This is a genomic window from Methylomonas sp. BW4-1, from assembly GCF_052474385.1.
The window spans coordinates 1,831,908-1,847,722 of the sequence record NZ_CP184125.1 but is presented as its reverse complement, the minus strand read 5'-3'; the positions used below and the strand labels follow the sequence as shown (position 1 = coordinate 1,847,722).

The window sequence follows — 15,815 nt, the reverse complement described above, 5'->3', positions numbered from 1 at the left end:
CTTCGCACTTCATCAGTAAGAAGGCCTCGGTGGCGAAATAGGTAGACGCACGAGACTTAAAATCTCGCGACCGAAAGGTCGTACCGGTTCGATTCCGGTCTGAGGCACCATAAAAATAAAGGACTTTGGTTAACACCCGGTCCTTTTTTTATGCCTAATGATTGCCACGTTCCCTTTGAATAACGCCTCGGTAAAACTGGTTGAGCATGAAGAAAATATTTCACTTTAAACGCAGAAATCCGCCGCTGCTATGGCGTCTCAAGTGGTTTCTAGTTTTAGTCACCATCGGCTGCTTGGAAATACTCCCGGTCCCGGTCACCGACTCAATCCTGATATTTGTCTTAATCTACAGACCACTGTGGTTCAAAAATGTGGTCAACAAGCTCTATTCTCATCTGCCCTCTGTATCACCAGAGGAAAGCGAGCTATCCTATTTTTCCAAATATCAATTAGATCACCCCAAGCATTTCAATAAGTGATAGTCACCGGTCTTGCTATAGTCTGTCTCGCGCATCCAAGAGCTTTGGAGTTTAATCAAACCCGGCGAACCGCCTGACTGTCAGTGCCGCACGTTGTTCGATCAGTTGTACGATTTGTTCAACCACCGGATTTCCGACAAAGTCATAATCCGCCGATGCTTGCAAAGTGCGCGCGACAAGCGGTAGCCGTTGGCACAAGCCGAGGATACGTTTTCGGGTTTGCGCCACCGATAAGCCCACCGCTTGGGCAAAGCGATCCCAATGTCTGGCCTGCACTTCGCTGAATTTGTATTTGCCGCCCAACTGCATCGCCATCTTGGGCGTCAGACTGGGATAAACGGCGGTTGACAATACGTCGTAGAGCGGCGCCAGAACGGCACCCTTGTCGGCATATAAGATAGAAAAGTTCTTGGCATGGGCGTCGTGGTTACCGATCAAGGCATTGAAAATCACCGCATCCAGCAGACGCAACACCTGCGGCGCACTCGGTCGGGTCAGGCGGCGGACCAAATCGAAGCACCGTTCCAAACCCGGCCCACCCTCGTTCTGATATTTCAGTTCCGGTACCACGCCCAGTGCCTGGCAGAAATCTTCCTGATGCAGACGCACGCATTGGCCATTTGCAGCTCGAGTTCTGTCATAACGCTCAACCAGCAGAAATGAGCGGTCGCGAATGCCACAAATCCTCGCTTGTGCGGTCTGGAATTGCATCGCACCCGCTAATGCCAGACAGAAACCTTCGTTGATTACACTGTCTTCAACGGCAGCGATGGCCGGTTTGAGAATATGGCTACTGGGTGCGCCATTGCGGGGCAGACCGATTCGTTGACCATCGAACACCACCGGCAACTTATCCTGAGCGCCCGCCAACGACAGGCGCAAGCTATCTCGACCGGCCAGCATCGGCCGCTGCGGCAATTCATCCAGCAAGGCCACTACGTCAGAGTCGGATAACCAGTCGATCTCGTTCGCTTGTTCAGATACAGAGGGTAATCGGTCTGGCGACAACAGCGAAACCGCACCGGCGCATTCGCCACCAATATGGTCGAGCAAGGCAAAGTCGTTCTGCTTCGAGACCTGAAACTGGCGGGCAATCAATTGCCGTAATTTGCCTTCCGGTAACAATCCAGCAAAGAAAGGCCGCGTCTGTTGGTCGTTGAAAACCTCTACTTGCAACGGTAACGAGCAGGACAGCGGGACGGCGTCGGCATGTTGCAGCCAGTCGGCGCTGTAGCTAAATTGCAGTCTGCCTTCAACCAAGGCCAAATCCCCTACTCGACGATCAAATAAATAGACAGCAAGCAAATAGCTCATGATGTTTGGGTTATATCCGGCAGGCCATCGAGCATGACCTGCCCACCCAGTGCTTCAATCACGCGCATCACCGTTTCCAGACGTAGAGTCGGCTTGCCGGCTTCGAGGTCAACAATAAAGCGAACGCCAACGCCCGCCGCCAATGCCAATTCGGACTGCGTTAATCCGAGTTGTTTGCGGGCAGAGCGTAGCGCTTGGCCAAGTTGCTGTGTAGATTGGATGTTGATCATGAGGTTTTTCCCGTTCGGGAAATTATTAGGCGAAAACAACCAACATACAAGTTTAATTTCCCGAACGGGAAATTTAATTTAGAATTTACGATAGACAAGCATTGAAGTTCCCGTTCGGGAAAAATAACCCCTTTCAGTGTCAGCTCTATTCAGTTCAGTCTGGCTGTGATGGTTAGCGCTGAATGCTGATGATATAACTTTGGCTAACTGCAAGTACGAACCAAACAATAACCGACAGCAAATGACTAGCAAACAGAAAAAATCCAAAGCAAGCTGGAGCGACGTTAAATCCAAATTGGCTGACGTTGATCGCGTTGGTCTGATCGGTCTGATACAAGACCTATACGCAGCCAATAAAGATAATCAAACGTTTCTGCATGCCCGATTCGGGTTGGGCGAGGATATTTTCAAGCCCTATAAGGACACGATTTCCCGCTGGATTTGCCCGGATGTCATGCGTAATCAACCTATTTCAGTGGCCAAAGCGAAGAAAGCGATTACCGATTACAAAAAAGCAGTCGGTCAAACTGAAGGACTGGCCGAACTGTCAATTTTCTATTGCGAAGAAGTATTTGTTTTCCTGGGCTACTGCGGCATGGACGATGAAGGGTATTTTGATGCCTTGGTGCGAATGTTCGAACAAGCGTTGAAATATGTCATGGCATTGCCGGAAGCCAAACGCCCAGCGTTTATAGACAGACTCGAGCAAGTTGCGCTGCAAGGCCGGAACGTCGGCTGGGGTGTTGGCGAAGATATGGCAATATTGTTATCCGAATATGACATTGATGACTAGTAATGTGTATTAGCTCAGACCTGATCTGACAGTTACCGTTTTTGCGGGGTGTCTGTCAGATTAGATTTGGTTCAGATTTTTTTGAGCCCAAATCTGTTTTCCATCCAGCAAGGTATCCATCGGCGTTCTGCCGTTGCACATTCTGCCCTGATGAGTTCGGTCATTGTTGTAATAAACCAGCCATTCGTCCAGATCTTTTTGGAGTTCATCCAGGTCGCTATAGAGCTTTTTGCGGAACGTGACCTGATAGAACTCCTGCAAGATGGTCTTGTGGAAGCGTTCGCAAATCCCATTGGTTTGCGGCGACATGGCCTTGGTTTTGGTATGGTCGATGTCGTTGATCGCCAGGTATAGCTGATAATCATGCTGTTCGACCTTGCCACAATATTCTGTGCCGCGATCCGTCAGAATGCGTAGAACGGGTAATGCGTTGGCTTCGTAGAACGGCAATACTTTGTCATTCAGGATATCCGCTGCGGTAATGGGCGTTTTGGTTGTATACAACTTGCAGTGTGCGACTTTGCTGTAGGTGTCCACGTAAGTCTGCTGGTATATCCGCCCAACCCCTTTGAGGTTGCCGACGTAAAAAGTATCCTGCGAACCCAGGTAACCGGGATGGGCTGTTTCGATTTCGCCGCAGGCTTGATCATCCTGCTGCTTTTTCTCCAACGCCGCAATCTGCGCATCGCTCAGCATTAACCCTTCGGCGGCTACCTTGGCTTCCAGTGCTTTAAGCCTCTTTTTAAAGTTCTCCAGGTCATGCCGTAACCAGATGGAGCGAACGCCGCTGCCGGATACGAATACCCCTTGTTTACGCAGTTCATTACTGGTTCGATGCTGTCCATGCGCTGGCCACTCAACCGCATAGGCTTTCACTGCCAGCTCAATGCTTTCATCGACGCGATTCTTCAGATTCGGAGACCGGCGGTTTTTGTCGATTAAGGCATCGATACCACCTTCAGCTACCAGCTCTTGATAACGATAAAACGTATCGCGCGAGACACCCATCACCTTGCAGGCTCTGGAGACGTTATTCAGTTCTTGGGCTAAATTTAACAGCCCCGCTTTGTGTTTAATGATCGGATTGTTTGTATGGATCATGAGAGTTACCTTTTGTGTTTTGTGTAAGGATTCGACACCCCTATCAAAACCGGTAACTCTCATCTTTTCAAGTCGATGTGTCAGATCAAGTCGTGACTAATACAAGTAATGCGCTTTTAGCCGATCTTCAAACTAAAAACGCAAGGCTGATTGCTTTTCGAAGCACATAACATCGAGTGGAGGTTACCGCCAAGGCTTCCACCAAAAATAGATCCGATACCTGCTCCCGCACTCGGCAATTGAAACTGACTTCGTACGATCGCTTGTTTCCCAACACAACTCAACATTAGCCTGAAAGCCGATGAAGTATTAGATCAACACGCCTGCAGCATCCTGTCTCACGAGCGTCTGGAGGTGGTGCGTGTCAACACATCCAGGCCCTGGCCGACCAGTAAGCCCGCCAGGGCGCCAACGCCCATCGCAGCTTGCAGGTCGGCCGGATGATCAAGTTCGTCGAATTCATCGAGCAGAGCGAGCGACCGCACAACCTGCACGAAATCGGCAAGCGTCATGTCATCGCCTTCTGGAAAGCCCATCGCGACCTGGCGCCGAAAACCGCGCATGCCTATTGGTTGGCGTTATGCGTAATTTGGGAATGGACGGACAAACCGGGGCAGCCACCCAAACCGATGTGAATAGTCAAAACAATTTCAGACGGCACAGATGACTAAAACCACTATCAACAAAGTCCGGCAAAATCCGTTCGCGACGGCTTTTACTTTGCTTGCTTCGGCCTAAAAATGTTAATTTCCATGTTTTGGCCACTCGATTTACTTGGTAGTCATGATTCGACATTAGGATTTTGATTTAGTAAGGACATATGCAGACACCAACCCCCACGCCGCTACCACGTTATCAACTCAGTCGTTGGGCCAAGTGGTTTGCTAAAGATCGCCGCTTTCACGCCCTTGCCCTCGAGCAAGAAACTTTGGCGTTAATCGATGAGCACCAAAAGCAACTCAACCTACAGATCTTGAACCTTCAGCCTGGAATTGGCATCGACTCCGGTTGGTTTTGGGACACTTTGTTGTTTACATTAAATGATGGCCAAACGCTACGCTTTGGCGGCGTCAATAAAGAACAGTCGGCGTTGTTGCAGGTCTCGATGAAACGCTATGTTAATCAACGCATTCAACGGTTTTACCAGCAGTTAGTACCTGCACTGATACAAGCATCCCAAGAAGCCAGATTGCTGCTTTCCAATAAAAAATACATTCGCCGATCCATAGCTGAACAGTGGATAGGCAATCATTTGTGGTTGGCGGCGGGACTTAAAAGAACGGATTGTCTGCAGCGTTTGCCAGCCGAGCTTCATCAGGATTATCTCGCTATTCGGCCTCTATTGGACGACGCACACCAGCAGGTTGCGAAACTCAATCAAACCTTTATCGCTCGACAGGCTCAGCAATTTAAAGATTTCTTTGACCAGGTCGAAACCAATCCGCTGACCGAAGCGCAACGTAACGCTTGCATCATCGACGAGCAGCATAACTTGGTGCTGGCCGGCGCGGGTACCGGCAAGACCAGCACCATGATTGGCCGCGCGGGTTACCTGATCAACGCCGGTCTGGCAAAACCCGAACAGATTTTGATGCTGGCGTATGCCCGCAAAGCGGCGCAAGAAATGGAAGAGCGCATCCAGTCCAAACTGGGGATTCACAACCTGACGGTTAAAACCTTTCATGCCTGGGTTTAGACATCATCAGCCAGGTTGAAGGTACCAGGCCAGCCATCGACAAAATGGCCGAGGACGAGGCCTTGCGCGCCGCGTTTGTCGATAGTCAAATTCAATGTTTGCTGGAGGATGAACGTTATCGCTCGCGGCTGCTGACCTATTTTTTGCGCTTTGCCTATCCCTACAAAAGCCAATTCAATTTCAAGAGTTTGGGCGCCTACAATGCGTATATCCTTGAAAACGATATTCGTACGCTGCAAGGCGAACTCGTCAAAAGCTACGAGGAATGCGAGATTGCCAATTTCTTGTATCGACAAGGCATTGCCTACCAATACGAAGCCAATTATCAGGTCAACACCTCTGGCCCGGACTACCGCGTCTACCAACCGGATTTCTTTCTGCCGGCCTACGGGATTTATATCGAACACTTTGCCGTTAACGAACACAATCAAACGCCACCGTTTATCAATCAAGAAAACTACTTGGCCGGCATGACCTGGAAACGGGCATTGCATGAAAAATATCAAACCCCGTTGATCGAAACCTACAGCTACCTGAAACAACAAGGTCGATTGACCGAGGTACTCAGCGAAAAATTACGGGCTGCCGGCGTTCAGTTCCAACCTTTGCCGCAAAATGAATTATTGAACCAACTCAATCAGCTAGGCCGGGTATCGGAATTCAGCAAACTGATGGCGCAAATTCTCAGCTTGTTCAAAGCCGCTTATCTCAGCATCAAACAACTGGTCGAAAAGGCGGACAAGCATGAAGACCAGGAACGCATGCGCGCCGCCGCGCATTTGTTCGAACCCATCTACCAAGCCTACCAACAACGGTTACGCGACAACGCCACCATCGATTTTGACGATATGATTGGCAGAGCCATCGAGTACGTCGAATCCGGACGTTTTAAGTCTCCGTATCAATACGTATTGGTGGACGAGTTTCAGGATATTTCCGCCAGCCGGGCGCGCTTACTGAAAGCCTTGATGGCCCAGCAACCGGAAGCCAGCCTGTTCAGCGTGGGTGATGATTGGCAATCCATCTACCGATTTACCGGCAGCGACGTTGCACTGACCAAAGACTTTCAAAGCCACTTTGGCGATACGGCGACCAGCGTGCTGGATCAAACCTTTCGTTTCAATAACAAAATCGGCGAAGTGGCGTCGCGCTTCGTCATCCAAAACCCCAGCCAGATCGACAAACAGATCCGCAGTCTACGTCTTGTCGAGCAGCCGGCTGTATCCCTCATCAAAACCGATCAGGATTTAACCGGTATTCATGCGGCGCTCGACGCCATCGCCGGTAAAGCCAAGCCATCCGCGAGTGTTTTGCTGTTAGCGCGCTTCAACTTCAAACGGCCCGATGTCGCCGCCTTAAAGCGCCGCTATCCGCAGCTGTCACTGCAATTCATGACGGTACATGCCTCCAAGGGCAAAGAAGCCGATTACGTCATCGTGTTTGGCTTGGAAAAAGGCGAACACGGCTTTCCGTCGGAAAAGGCCACCCATCCCTTGCTGGAGCTGTTGTTGCCTCAAGCCGAAGCCTTCGCACACGCCGAAGAGCGTCGCCTGTTCTACGTGGCTCTGACTCGGGCAAGGCATCACGTCTATTTGGTCACCAACGGCCTTAACCCGTCGCCGTTTGTCAGAGAATTAATCGACGGCGACTACGCCGTTACGGTCGACGAATTTACCGGCCCCGGCTTTCAAGACCAAATTGCCGATATTCCCTGTCCAGCATGCAAAACCGGCTGGATGGTACCCCGAGATAGCCAGTACGGCAGCTTTTTCGGCTGCAATCAATATCCATTGTGCAATCACACGCAACGGGCTTGCCAATGGTGTGGCGGCGACTTGAAAACCCAAGGCCGCTTTCGCGTTTGTGAAAATCGCCGTTGCGACTTCGTCGAACCCATTTGCCCACGCTGCCAAGGCGCCATGGTGCTGCGCAAAGGACCGCATGGCCCATTTTGGGGCTGCTCGCATTACCGTAAAAACGCGGCGTTTTCCTGTTCGCATACCGAGCAATTTATCGATCTACAGGTCGCCAAGATCAAATCTACCGTCAACGCCGCTTAAGAGCAGCTCCGGGCATGGTCTAAACTTAATCCGGTCTAACTAGAGAACTACAGAGACTGCCGGCCAACAAAATGAACTACATCTTGTCGGAACTAGGCTGGATTAAAAAAGGTTTGAAAGGCTGGCTAGTCACCGAACAAGGCTTGGCGATGGGCGCCGAGCAAGGCGAAGACAACCGCTCCGGTATTCCCTACGTGCGCTGGCCGGAAAAAATCACCCGCAACCGGGCGCTGAAAGACAATGTCGATAACATGAAAGGCGTCGATAAACCCAAGACCGACACCGACAAAATGGACAGCTTCCGCCACAAATTCGAAGCCACCCACCGCACCACCGACGGCCACTTCGTCCGCTCCAAGGCGGAAATGCTGATCGACAATTGGCTGTACATGGCGGAAATCGTCCACGCCTACGAACGCAAACTGCCGATCGAAGAAGAAATGTACTGCGATTTTTACATCCCCACCGGCAAGGTGTATATCGAATTCTGGGGCTACGAAAACGACGCCAAATACCAAGCCCGAAAACAGGAAAAACTCGCCATTTACCAGAAATATAATTTCAATCTGATTGAATTGACCGATAAGGATGTGTTGAATCTGGATGATATTTTGCCGAGGTTGTTGCTGAGGTTTGGGGTGCAGGCGTATTGATTACAGAATTTGAGTTTATTGTTGGACAACGAGTAGCCTCATGCGGCGCCAGCAGAGTCGACGGTGTCAGGTTTCAAATCATAAAGCTAATATAACATAACGGAAGTATATTGGCCTTCAACACTTTTAATACATCGAGGCCTGCTTCGGGATGAAAGCTTTGAAAATAGATGAGGTCAAATAACAATGCTAGATCAGTCGTTCAGCGTCGAAAATTTTCGAAAGATTTTTGACTACGAAAATCGAAAAGGAAGTTATTTAGAAGGGAGATATTTTCCAGAAATTGAAGAAGTTACAAAACAACTAAAAACCTGTGTAGGAAAAATCAAGAAACTCAAAGTTGAATTACCAAATTATGAAGAATTAAAACTAGCGTTAAATAGCGAAAAAGAGATATTAAAAGATAAAAAAGAAAAACTCCTTAACATAGAGCTTGAAAAAATATGTCATATTGTCTCTAGAAATGATTTCAGTTTTAATCTAATTAAAGTAGACACACCAACTGGAAAGCCAATATATAAGATAGATGAATTTGATGTTTACTCATATTTCATAATAAAGCAAATTCAGTACAACATTAAAAAACTATACAAAGTTCAGCAAAGCAACCGCTACAATATTATTTGCCAGTTACGCAGTCTATTAAATGACGGATTCCCAAAATATATAATTCGCGCCGATATTAAGGAATTTTATGAAAGCATTTCACGAGAAAGATTGCTCAATAAAATCAACAAAGATGGACTTCTATCGCTATCATCAAGAACCTTCATAAAAGTAATTTTGAATCAATATGGAAAATTATCAGGAAGTCCGGTTGGCATTCCTCGCGGCATAGGTATAAGTGCTTATATGGCTGAACTCTATATGCGTGATTTTGACCATGCAATTAAAAACCATCCTGAGCTTGTTTATTATGCACGATACGTTGATGATATTATTGCCATCTATGCACCAAAGCCAAATTCAAACACTGAGTTTTTTTTAGAAACTTCCAAGATAAAATAGATCAGTCAAAATTAAATCTAAATACAGAAAAAACGCAAAACATAGATTTAACTATAAATAAAAATGGAAATTTTGATTATCTTGGTTATGACTTCTGCGCTAAAGGTGACCGGATACATCTTTCAGTTAGTAAAAACAAAATAAAACGCTACAAAAACAGGCTTGACATTGCATTAACTTCTTACCAAGAAGAAGCAATAACGAATGAAAAGTTTGCAAGGGAAATTCTTATAAAAAGAATACGATTTCTTACAGGCAACACGCGTTTATCAAACAATAAAGACAATGCTCTAGTAGGTATTTATTTTTCCAACAGTTTGATTTGCGATAGCTCATCTCTTAAAGCGCTGGATTGTTATGCCAAAATAAAATTTTCAAAAGTTACTTCTGAAAAGTTAAAAGATCGACTCACCAGAATGTCTTTTGAAGTAGGGTGGAAAGAAAAAAAATATTACAATTTCTCACCAAAAGAGCTAAAAGAAATCGTTAAGGTATGGAAAAATGACAACTAAAAAGACAAAGCTACAGTTTAAAAAGCCACGGGTTGTTTTGTCCGAAGTACTACCTTATGAAGTACCTTTAACATTTTCTAATCGTCATTTTTATGATTTTTTAGTATCAAATAAAATTAACTACTTAAATCAAGATATTGAATGGAAAAAAGGTGACAATATACTCGACACTCTTATCACTATTATTTTTGGCCCTGAACCAGAACCCAATAATAAAAGAGAATTTGTATCCATACCATTCGAATACAGAATAAGTCATAAAGAAAATGAGTTCAGAGAATTAGCGGTTTGCCACCCTCGCAATCAATTGCAAATGATCGAATTCTACGATCGATTCAAAGAATTAATTCTCTATTATTGCAGCATTAGCCCTTACTCTATTCGAAAACCACAAAGAGTGGCAAAGTTCGTATATCATAATGACAAAACCCACTTAGAAAACTTATCTAGAGAAAACTGCCAAGTAGAAGAAAGTAAAAAAGAATACAAGAATTTAAGGTCTTTCTTTGTCTATAAAGACTACAGTAACGTCTATAAGTTTTACGAGTCCTACAAGTTTCATAGATGCGAAAAGAAATACAATAAGTTACTAAAACTTGATATTACGAAGTGCTTTAATAGCATATACACCCATTCATTAGCTTGGGCAATATTTAACAAAGAAGGCATTAAAGAAAACTTAGGCCAATCAAAAAACACGTTTGCTGGTATTTTTGATTCACTTATGCAACAGCTAAATTATAATGAGACCAATGGCATCATTATTGGGCCTGAGTTTTCCCGAATTTTTTCTGAATTGATACTGCAATCCGTTGATTGTTCTTTAGAAGACACACTGAATAATTCATATCAAATCAGAAATAAAGAACATTATGAGATATTTAGGTACGTCGATGATTATTTTGTTTTTTATAACGATGAAAAAACAAAACAACATATCTTAGAATCTCTTCAGATACACCTTAAAGACTACAAGCTATCTTTGAATGTAAGCAAGCAAATTGTTTACGAAAAGCCGATCATCACAGAAATTACAATTGCAAAAAAACGGATTAAATCCCTTCTTAACGAGAAACTAGTTTTTACACTAACTGAAACAGATAACCTTGTTGAGGAAAAAAAATTTAAAGGCGTAATAAAAATAAGAGCAAACCCATTAATCACAGAATTTAAAACTATAATCAAAGAGTGCAGCGTTGAGTACAGAGATATTTTAAATTATGCACTGTCGATTATAGAGAAAAATAGTGAGTCAATTTTAAAAAACTATCTTCGCTCCGATAAAAATGAAGAACAGTTAATCAAGGCTATACTAGAAATCATCGAATTTATATTTTTTATATATTCTGTCTCACCTCGCGTAAACACTACTATTAAGCTTTGCAGGATATTGGCGACGTTTATACCGTTCATAAAAAATGAAGTGAAGAATGATTTTAAGCACTTGGTTTTCAAATCCATATTTGACAATTCTTGTTTTATTTTACAGAAAAACAAACATACAGAAAATACACAAGTGGAAACCCTGTATCTATTGATTACACTGGCAGAATTGGGAAAAGAATATAGGCTTGATGAATCTGTTTTATCAAGTTTTTTTGACATCTCCAAAGACGAACAATCCAAATATACTTCATCGAAGTCTTTCAACTATTTTTCAATTACTGTGTTGATTTTTTATATGAAAGACAAAAAGCGCTATTCGGATTTAATGGGTTTTATAGAGCAAAAAATTCAAGAAAAATTTCTGAAAAACAAAAAGTTAATATGGAAGGATACAGAGCTTATTTTACTTTTATTAGACACACTGGTTTGCCCATACGTTTCAGCCAGTTTAAAAAGCGAACTACTAAAATTATATGGTGTTTTCGAAATATCCTTGCAACAAGATGTTATAAACATGAGGAAACAATGGTTTACTTGTTGGAAAAACTTTGATTTCCATAAAGAATTGGACGCCAAACGAAGTAAGGAGGTATATTAGCCTTACCGCAACCGTCTAAAATGCATTACCCACACACAAGCGGTTTATATATCTCATATCAATTGCGAAATATAAAGAAGCATCAGGGGCGGGGTGCTTCACCTTCTTGTCAGGCAGCAGCCGTAGCGTGCTGCGAGGTAACGAACCGCACGGAACATGTAAATCAATTCGTAGTCGGGGAAGTTCGATAAGCCACGCCAAAGCGCTCGGCCAATCTCGCCAAGCGCTTGTCCAACGTCCAAAGCTTTGCGCCGGGTGTGATCAAAACCGAGGCCAGCAACTGCAAATCGATAAGTCCGCAACCCAAGCCATATAGCGCTTCCCGCTCGATGAAATCTTCAACTTCCTGCAAACCGGCTTGATTGCAATACCTTAATTGGCGGAGGTTGTTCAGGGTTTGGGCTCTCGACGCGGGCGGCGTACCACAGGCTAATTCGGCAATGATCAGCGAGTGAATCAACGCCGAATCGGAAACGAGCAAACGCACCAAGTCTTCGTTACGATTTTTGAAATGGTCAACCGAAACCGAGGTATCGACAATATCATGCAGACGGTTCGGTTTGTCGGCGATCTCGGGGAATATCCGCCATCTCCGGCATTGTTCCGCCCAACGCAGCCAAGCGCTTGGCGGCCTGAATCCGCACGAAGGTTTTCATCGCTTCCCGGAAAATTTCGGTCTTATCCATATCTGGATCAGCCATTTCCAGGGCCTTTTGGTACAACGCATCGTCTATGGTTACAGTGGTTCTCATAGGGTTTTCCAGGCATCACTTGATGATCTACTGTATCAAAAAATGAGGTCAAGGGATTGTGCTAAAACATGCACCAAACGCCAATCTAATAGTCAACAAAAACCGGTCATTTGTTTAGCCAGCGTCTCTCGAAATTCCCGCTCGAATGTGATCGGGTGTTGAACGGTTCTCATCTCCAAGTCAAACAACCTTCGCCTCCCCCGCCTTTGCCACATCAATTCAATCGTGTTTTTCATCGTCGTTTGGATCCAAGCTTTCACTGCCGCTTATCTGCCTTCGGCTTCAAGCGAATGATCGATATTTTTAGTGTTTGAACGGCGGACAATTTTGTTTATCAGCCGATAAGTGCAAAAATCGACCGCGAATGGCAAGCTGGCAGCCCGTTGATTCGGCAAGGACCCTATGTGCAACTCTGGTATCATGGCCTCCCGCATGTCGGCAAGCGCGCCGCATCATATCGATTAGAGCTTTTGTGAATACACCCGAATTTTCGTCCTTGCCCTTAAAACCCGCCCTACTGGAAAACATCGAATCGCTGGGTTACACCCACCTGACACCAATCCAGGCCGAAAGTCTGCCGCATATTCTGGAGGGCAAGGATGTGATCGCCCAAGCCAAGACCGGCAGCGGCAAGACGGCGGCGTTTGGCATTGGCTTGCTATCGCGGCTGGATTTGAGCAGCTTTAAAGTGCAAGCCATGGTGATTTGCCCTACCCGCGAACTGGCCGATCAGGTTTGCAAGGAAATCCGTCAATTGGCCCGCTTCACGCAAAATATTAAAGTGCTGGCCTTGTGCGGCGGCACGCCGTTCGCGCCGCAGCGCAGTTCGCTGGAGCACGGCGTGCATGTAGTAGTGGGGACGCCGGGCCGCTTGCAGGAACATCTGCAGAAAGCCAGCTTGCGCCTGGATCATTTAAAAGTATTGGTACTGGACGAGGCCGACCGCATGCTGGACATGGGCTTTGCCGACATCATCTCCGACGTGATTTCCTACGCGCCGACACATCGGCAAACCCTACTGTTCTCGGCGACTTACGCCGAGCCGATTCGCGCCCTAAGCCAAAAGTTTCAATTCAAACCGATCTCGGTCAGCGTCGAAACCAGCCATCTGGACAACCCTATCGAACAACGTTTTCATCAGGTAGACAAAGCCAAACGCCTGAATGCGCTCGGTTATTTGCTGGCTTATCATCGCCCGGAATCGACGGTGGTGTTTTGCAATACCAAGCGCGAATGCCAGGACGTGGCAGATACCTTGACCAATTGCGGCTTTTCCGTGCAGGCGCTGCACGGTGATCTGGAACAAAAAGACCGCGATCAAGTGTTAGTGCGTTTTGCCAATAAAAGCTGTTCGATTCTGGTCGCCACCGATGTTGCCGCTCGGGGGCTGGACATCAAAGACATGCAGGCAGTGATCAATTACGAACTGCCTTGGGACCCGGAAGTGTACGTGCACAGAATTGGTCGTACCGGCCGTGCCGGCGCGAAAGGCTTGGCACTGAGTTTAGTCAGCGAAGCGGAGTTGAACAGAGTCAAAGCCATCGAAGACTATATGGCAGGTTCCGTGAAATGGGACGAAATCGCCCCGTTTAAACTGAGCAGCGAACACCGCTTCGAGCCGCCGATGGTCACGCTATGGATAGACGGCGGCCGCAAAGACAAGATGCGGCCGGGCGATATTTTGGGCGCACTCACCGGCGCTAACGGCATAGCCGGCGGCGAAGTGGGCAAAATCGACATCTTCGATAAACACGCTTATGTTGCCGTGAAACGCGGCAGTGCGGATAGGGCTTTGACTTGCTTGCGGGCCGGCAAAATCAAGGGCCGCAATTTCAACGTACGCAAGTCGCAATGGAATTAGTTTAAAGCCTTGCGCAGCGGTTTTGCTTGGTTTTTCTGACGGCATTCCCGCATCCCTGCCGACGCGGGGATGACGACTGAAGACGGATGATCAGCATCTGCTTTCGCAACCCAGCAAATATAACAGCGCTCGATAGCCGAATCGCCAAAGCCTGCTATACCTATGCCAGCCGACACTGACTACTCCAAAATAAGATTCTGCCCGTGGCACCTAAAACGCATATCAGTTACCTCGACACCATTCGCGGCCTGGCGGCCTTGGCCGTTATCAGCGAACATTTCGTCATCGCGTATGGCCTACCCTGCGAAACCCCGCTTTGCCAACAGTTGTTGGATTTCTCACCGCTACACATTTGGTGGGACGGCTCTGCGGCGGTATCGATGTTTTTCGTGCTCAGTGGGGTGGTGCTGTCTTTGCGCTATTTTCGCACGGGACATATACCCGATCTCAGCGAATTTCATTTGGCGCGTTTCTTGATCAATCGGATGTTTCGGATCTGGTTGCCGTACTTATTGGTTTTGCTGATTAGCGCCGGCCTGTTTGTGAACACCTTCGACAGCGCGATACTGAAGACCAGTCTGCCGGCAACTGACTGGATAACAGGCATGTGGCATAAATTTCCGTTAACGCCCTCTGATATGCTACGCGAGAGTTTTTTATTGAAATTGCCCGCCTTGATCGTACTACTGCCGCAAGCTTGGACTTTAAGTATCGAATTGGTACTGTCTTTGCTGCTACCGGTAGGCTTATTGCTGGCGGGACGCGGCAGTTCTTGGCTGGTATTTTTTGGCTTGCTGGCGACCAGCCTATTGGGTGTGTCGATTTTCTTGCTGCATTTTCTATTGGGCATGACCATTGCCAGACACTACACCGATCTGACCCATTACCTGTCCGGCCGCCGCTGGCAACGGCGTCTGTTGCTGTTGACCGGCCTAGCGTTTTATACCTGCGGCACTTTTGTGCCGTCCGACATATTTGGCGATACCGCAGTCTGGCTGGGTTCCGGTTTGGGAGCCGGCTTGATTTTGATGTTCGTACTAGGTTCTAAAGATGCACAGCAGGTGCTATCGCAACCGATGTTACGGCAAATCGGCAAAGTGTCTTACAGCGCCTATCTCAGCCACATGGCGATTCTGATTTGTCTGACGCCGCTGGTTTTAAAATTTTTGGAAGGGTTTACCGAAAACCGGCTGGCACTTTGGTTTGGCGGCTGGCTTATCACTATCGGCTGCGTGCAAGGGGTTTCTTTGTTGTTTTATCATTGGCTGGAAATCCCCAGCATGAGTTTGGGGCGGCGGGTGACCGATGCGATAGCCGCTATAGGCAAGCCAACGGTATAATTGTGGCCAGTTATTCCATTTCCTTGCCAATT

Annotated in this window: 14 protein-coding genes and 1 tRNA gene; 9 read left to right on the top strand and 6 right to left on the bottom strand. The window is 46.7% G+C overall.

Annotated features, from left to right (window positions below):
• The first annotated feature begins 23 nt into the window (after positions 1-23).
• Positions 24-110: transfer RNA gene (locus tag ACH5Y9_RS08535), tRNA-Leu, on the top strand.
• 420 nt (positions 111-530) lie between these two features.
• Here ACH5Y9_RS08535 and ACH5Y9_RS08530 read toward each other — a convergent pair.
• Together ACH5Y9_RS08530 and ACH5Y9_RS08525 are read right to left on the bottom strand one after the other, a co-directional pair.
• Positions 531-1,793 (bottom strand): type II toxin-antitoxin system HipA family toxin, encoded by a 1,263-nt coding sequence (locus ACH5Y9_RS08530; protein WP_445369282.1) that lies wholly within the window; start codon positions 1,791-1,793, stop codon positions 531-533.
• The gene (locus ACH5Y9_RS08525) at positions 1,790-2,023 is read right to left on the bottom strand and encodes a helix-turn-helix transcriptional regulator (protein WP_445369281.1); all 234 of its coding nucleotides are present in this window, start codon (positions 2,021-2,023) and stop codon (positions 1,790-1,792) included. The genes ACH5Y9_RS08530 and ACH5Y9_RS08525 overlap by 4 nt, the downstream gene beginning before the upstream one ends.
• Positions 2,024-2,264: 241 nt before the next feature.
• Between ACH5Y9_RS08525 and ACH5Y9_RS08520 the strand changes: the two genes are divergently transcribed.
• Entirely contained in the window at positions 2,265-2,816 is a 552-nt protein-coding gene (locus ACH5Y9_RS08520) for a hypothetical protein (protein ID WP_445369280.1), read from the top strand.
• A 60-nt stretch (positions 2,817-2,876) separates the two neighbouring features.
• Here ACH5Y9_RS08520 and ACH5Y9_RS08515 read toward each other — a convergent pair whose 3' ends face one another.
• Together ACH5Y9_RS08515 and ACH5Y9_RS08510 are read right to left on the bottom strand one after the other, a co-directional pair.
• A complete protein-coding gene (locus tag ACH5Y9_RS08515) occupies positions 2,877-3,917 on the bottom strand; it encodes an IS481 family transposase (RefSeq protein ID WP_205450216.1) in 1,041 nt (346 codons plus the stop codon).
• A 338-nt stretch (positions 3,918-4,255) separates the two neighbouring features.
• Positions 4,256-4,429, bottom strand: a complete 174-nt coding sequence (locus ACH5Y9_RS08510) for a hypothetical protein (RefSeq protein WP_445369279.1) — start codon at positions 4,427-4,429, stop codon at positions 4,256-4,258.
• Between the two features lie 308 nt (positions 4,430-4,737).
• On the opposite strand from ACH5Y9_RS08510, the gene ACH5Y9_RS08505 reads away from it, so the two are divergent.
• From ACH5Y9_RS08505 to drt3b, 5 genes are all read left to right on the top strand, one after another.
• Entirely contained in the window at positions 4,738-5,613 is an 876-nt protein-coding gene (locus ACH5Y9_RS08505; protein ID WP_445369278.1) for a UvrD-helicase domain-containing protein, read from the top strand.
• A gap of 44 nt (positions 5,614-5,657) precedes the next feature.
• The gene (locus ACH5Y9_RS08500; RefSeq protein WP_445369277.1) at positions 5,658-7,673 is read left to right on the top strand and encodes a UvrD-helicase domain-containing protein; all 2,016 of its coding nucleotides are present in this window, start codon (positions 5,658-5,660) and stop codon (positions 7,671-7,673) included.
• A gap of 71 nt (positions 7,674-7,744) precedes the next feature.
• Positions 7,745-8,326, top strand: coding sequence for a hypothetical protein (locus ACH5Y9_RS08495; RefSeq protein WP_445369276.1), 582 nt, complete (start codon positions 7,745-7,747; stop codon positions 8,324-8,326).
• Positions 8,327-8,512: 186 nt separating this feature from the next.
• Positions 8,513-9,334 (top strand): antiviral reverse transcriptase Drt3a, encoded by an 822-nt coding sequence (drt3a, locus tag ACH5Y9_RS08490; protein ID WP_445369275.1) that lies wholly within the window; start codon positions 8,513-8,515, stop codon positions 9,332-9,334.
• A gap of 501 nt (positions 9,335-9,835) precedes the next feature.
• Positions 9,836-11,830 carry an antiviral reverse transcriptase Drt3b gene (gene drt3b / locus ACH5Y9_RS08485; protein WP_445369274.1) on the top strand — a complete coding sequence of 665 codons (1,995 nt, stop codon included), beginning with the start codon at positions 9,836-9,838 and terminating at the stop codon, positions 11,828-11,830.
• A gap of 163 nt (positions 11,831-11,993) precedes the next feature.
• On the opposite strand, the gene ACH5Y9_RS08480 is transcribed toward drt3b, so the two are convergent.
• Positions 11,994-12,317 carry a VapC toxin family PIN domain ribonuclease gene (locus ACH5Y9_RS08480; protein ID WP_445369273.1) on the bottom strand — a complete coding sequence of 108 codons (324 nt, stop codon included), beginning with the start codon at positions 12,315-12,317 and terminating at the stop codon, positions 11,994-11,996.
• Positions 12,318-12,372: 55 nt separating this feature from the next.
• Positions 12,373-12,582 (bottom strand): type II toxin-antitoxin system VapB family antitoxin, encoded by a 210-nt coding sequence (locus ACH5Y9_RS08475; protein WP_064041454.1) that lies wholly within the window; start codon positions 12,580-12,582, stop codon positions 12,373-12,375.
• A gap of 472 nt (positions 12,583-13,054) precedes the next feature.
• On the opposite strand from ACH5Y9_RS08475, the gene dbpA reads away from it, so the two are divergent.
• On the top strand, positions 13,055-14,443 hold the full coding sequence (dbpA, locus tag ACH5Y9_RS08470; protein WP_445369272.1) for an ATP-dependent RNA helicase DbpA: 1,389 nt from the start codon (positions 13,055-13,057) through the stop codon (positions 14,441-14,443).
• 203 nt (positions 14,444-14,646) lie between these two features.
• On the top strand, positions 14,647-15,783 hold the full coding sequence (locus tag ACH5Y9_RS08465) for an acyltransferase family protein (protein ID WP_445369271.1): 1,137 nt from the start codon (positions 14,647-14,649) through the stop codon (positions 15,781-15,783).
• The last annotated feature ends 32 nt before the right edge of the window (positions 15,784-15,815 follow it).

Excerpts from the sequence above, each read along its gene's own strand:
- ACH5Y9_RS08530 (WP_445369282.1), bottom strand. The coding sequence starts at position 1,793 with ATGAGCTATTTGCTTGCTGTCTATTTATTTGATCGTCGAGTAGGGGAT.
- ACH5Y9_RS08525 (WP_445369281.1), bottom strand. The coding sequence starts at position 2,023 with ATGATCAACATCCAATCTACACAGCAACTTGGCCAAGCGCTACGCTCT.
- ACH5Y9_RS08520 (WP_445369280.1), top strand. The coding sequence starts at position 2,265 with ATGACTAGCAAACAGAAAAAATCCAAAGCAAGCTGGAGCGACGTTAAA.
- ACH5Y9_RS08515 (WP_205450216.1), bottom strand. The coding sequence starts at position 3,917 with ATGATCCATACAAACAATCCGATCATTAAACACAAAGCGGGGCTGTTA.
- ACH5Y9_RS08510 (WP_445369279.1), bottom strand. The coding sequence starts at position 4,429 with ATGACGCTTGCCGATTTCGTGCAGGTTGTGCGGTCGCTCGCTCTGCTC.
- ACH5Y9_RS08505 (WP_445369278.1), top strand. The coding sequence starts at position 4,738 with ATGCAGACACCAACCCCCACGCCGCTACCACGTTATCAACTCAGTCGT.
- ACH5Y9_RS08500 (WP_445369277.1), top strand. The coding sequence starts at position 5,658 with ATGGCCGAGGACGAGGCCTTGCGCGCCGCGTTTGTCGATAGTCAAATT.
- ACH5Y9_RS08495 (WP_445369276.1), top strand. The coding sequence starts at position 7,745 with ATGAACTACATCTTGTCGGAACTAGGCTGGATTAAAAAAGGTTTGAAA.
- drt3a (WP_445369275.1), top strand. The coding sequence starts at position 8,513 with ATGCTAGATCAGTCGTTCAGCGTCGAAAATTTTCGAAAGATTTTTGAC.
- drt3b (WP_445369274.1), top strand. The coding sequence starts at position 9,836 with ATGACAACTAAAAAGACAAAGCTACAGTTTAAAAAGCCACGGGTTGTT.
- ACH5Y9_RS08475 (WP_064041454.1), bottom strand. The coding sequence starts at position 12,582 with ATGAGAACCACTGTAACCATAGACGATGCGTTGTACCAAAAGGCCCTG.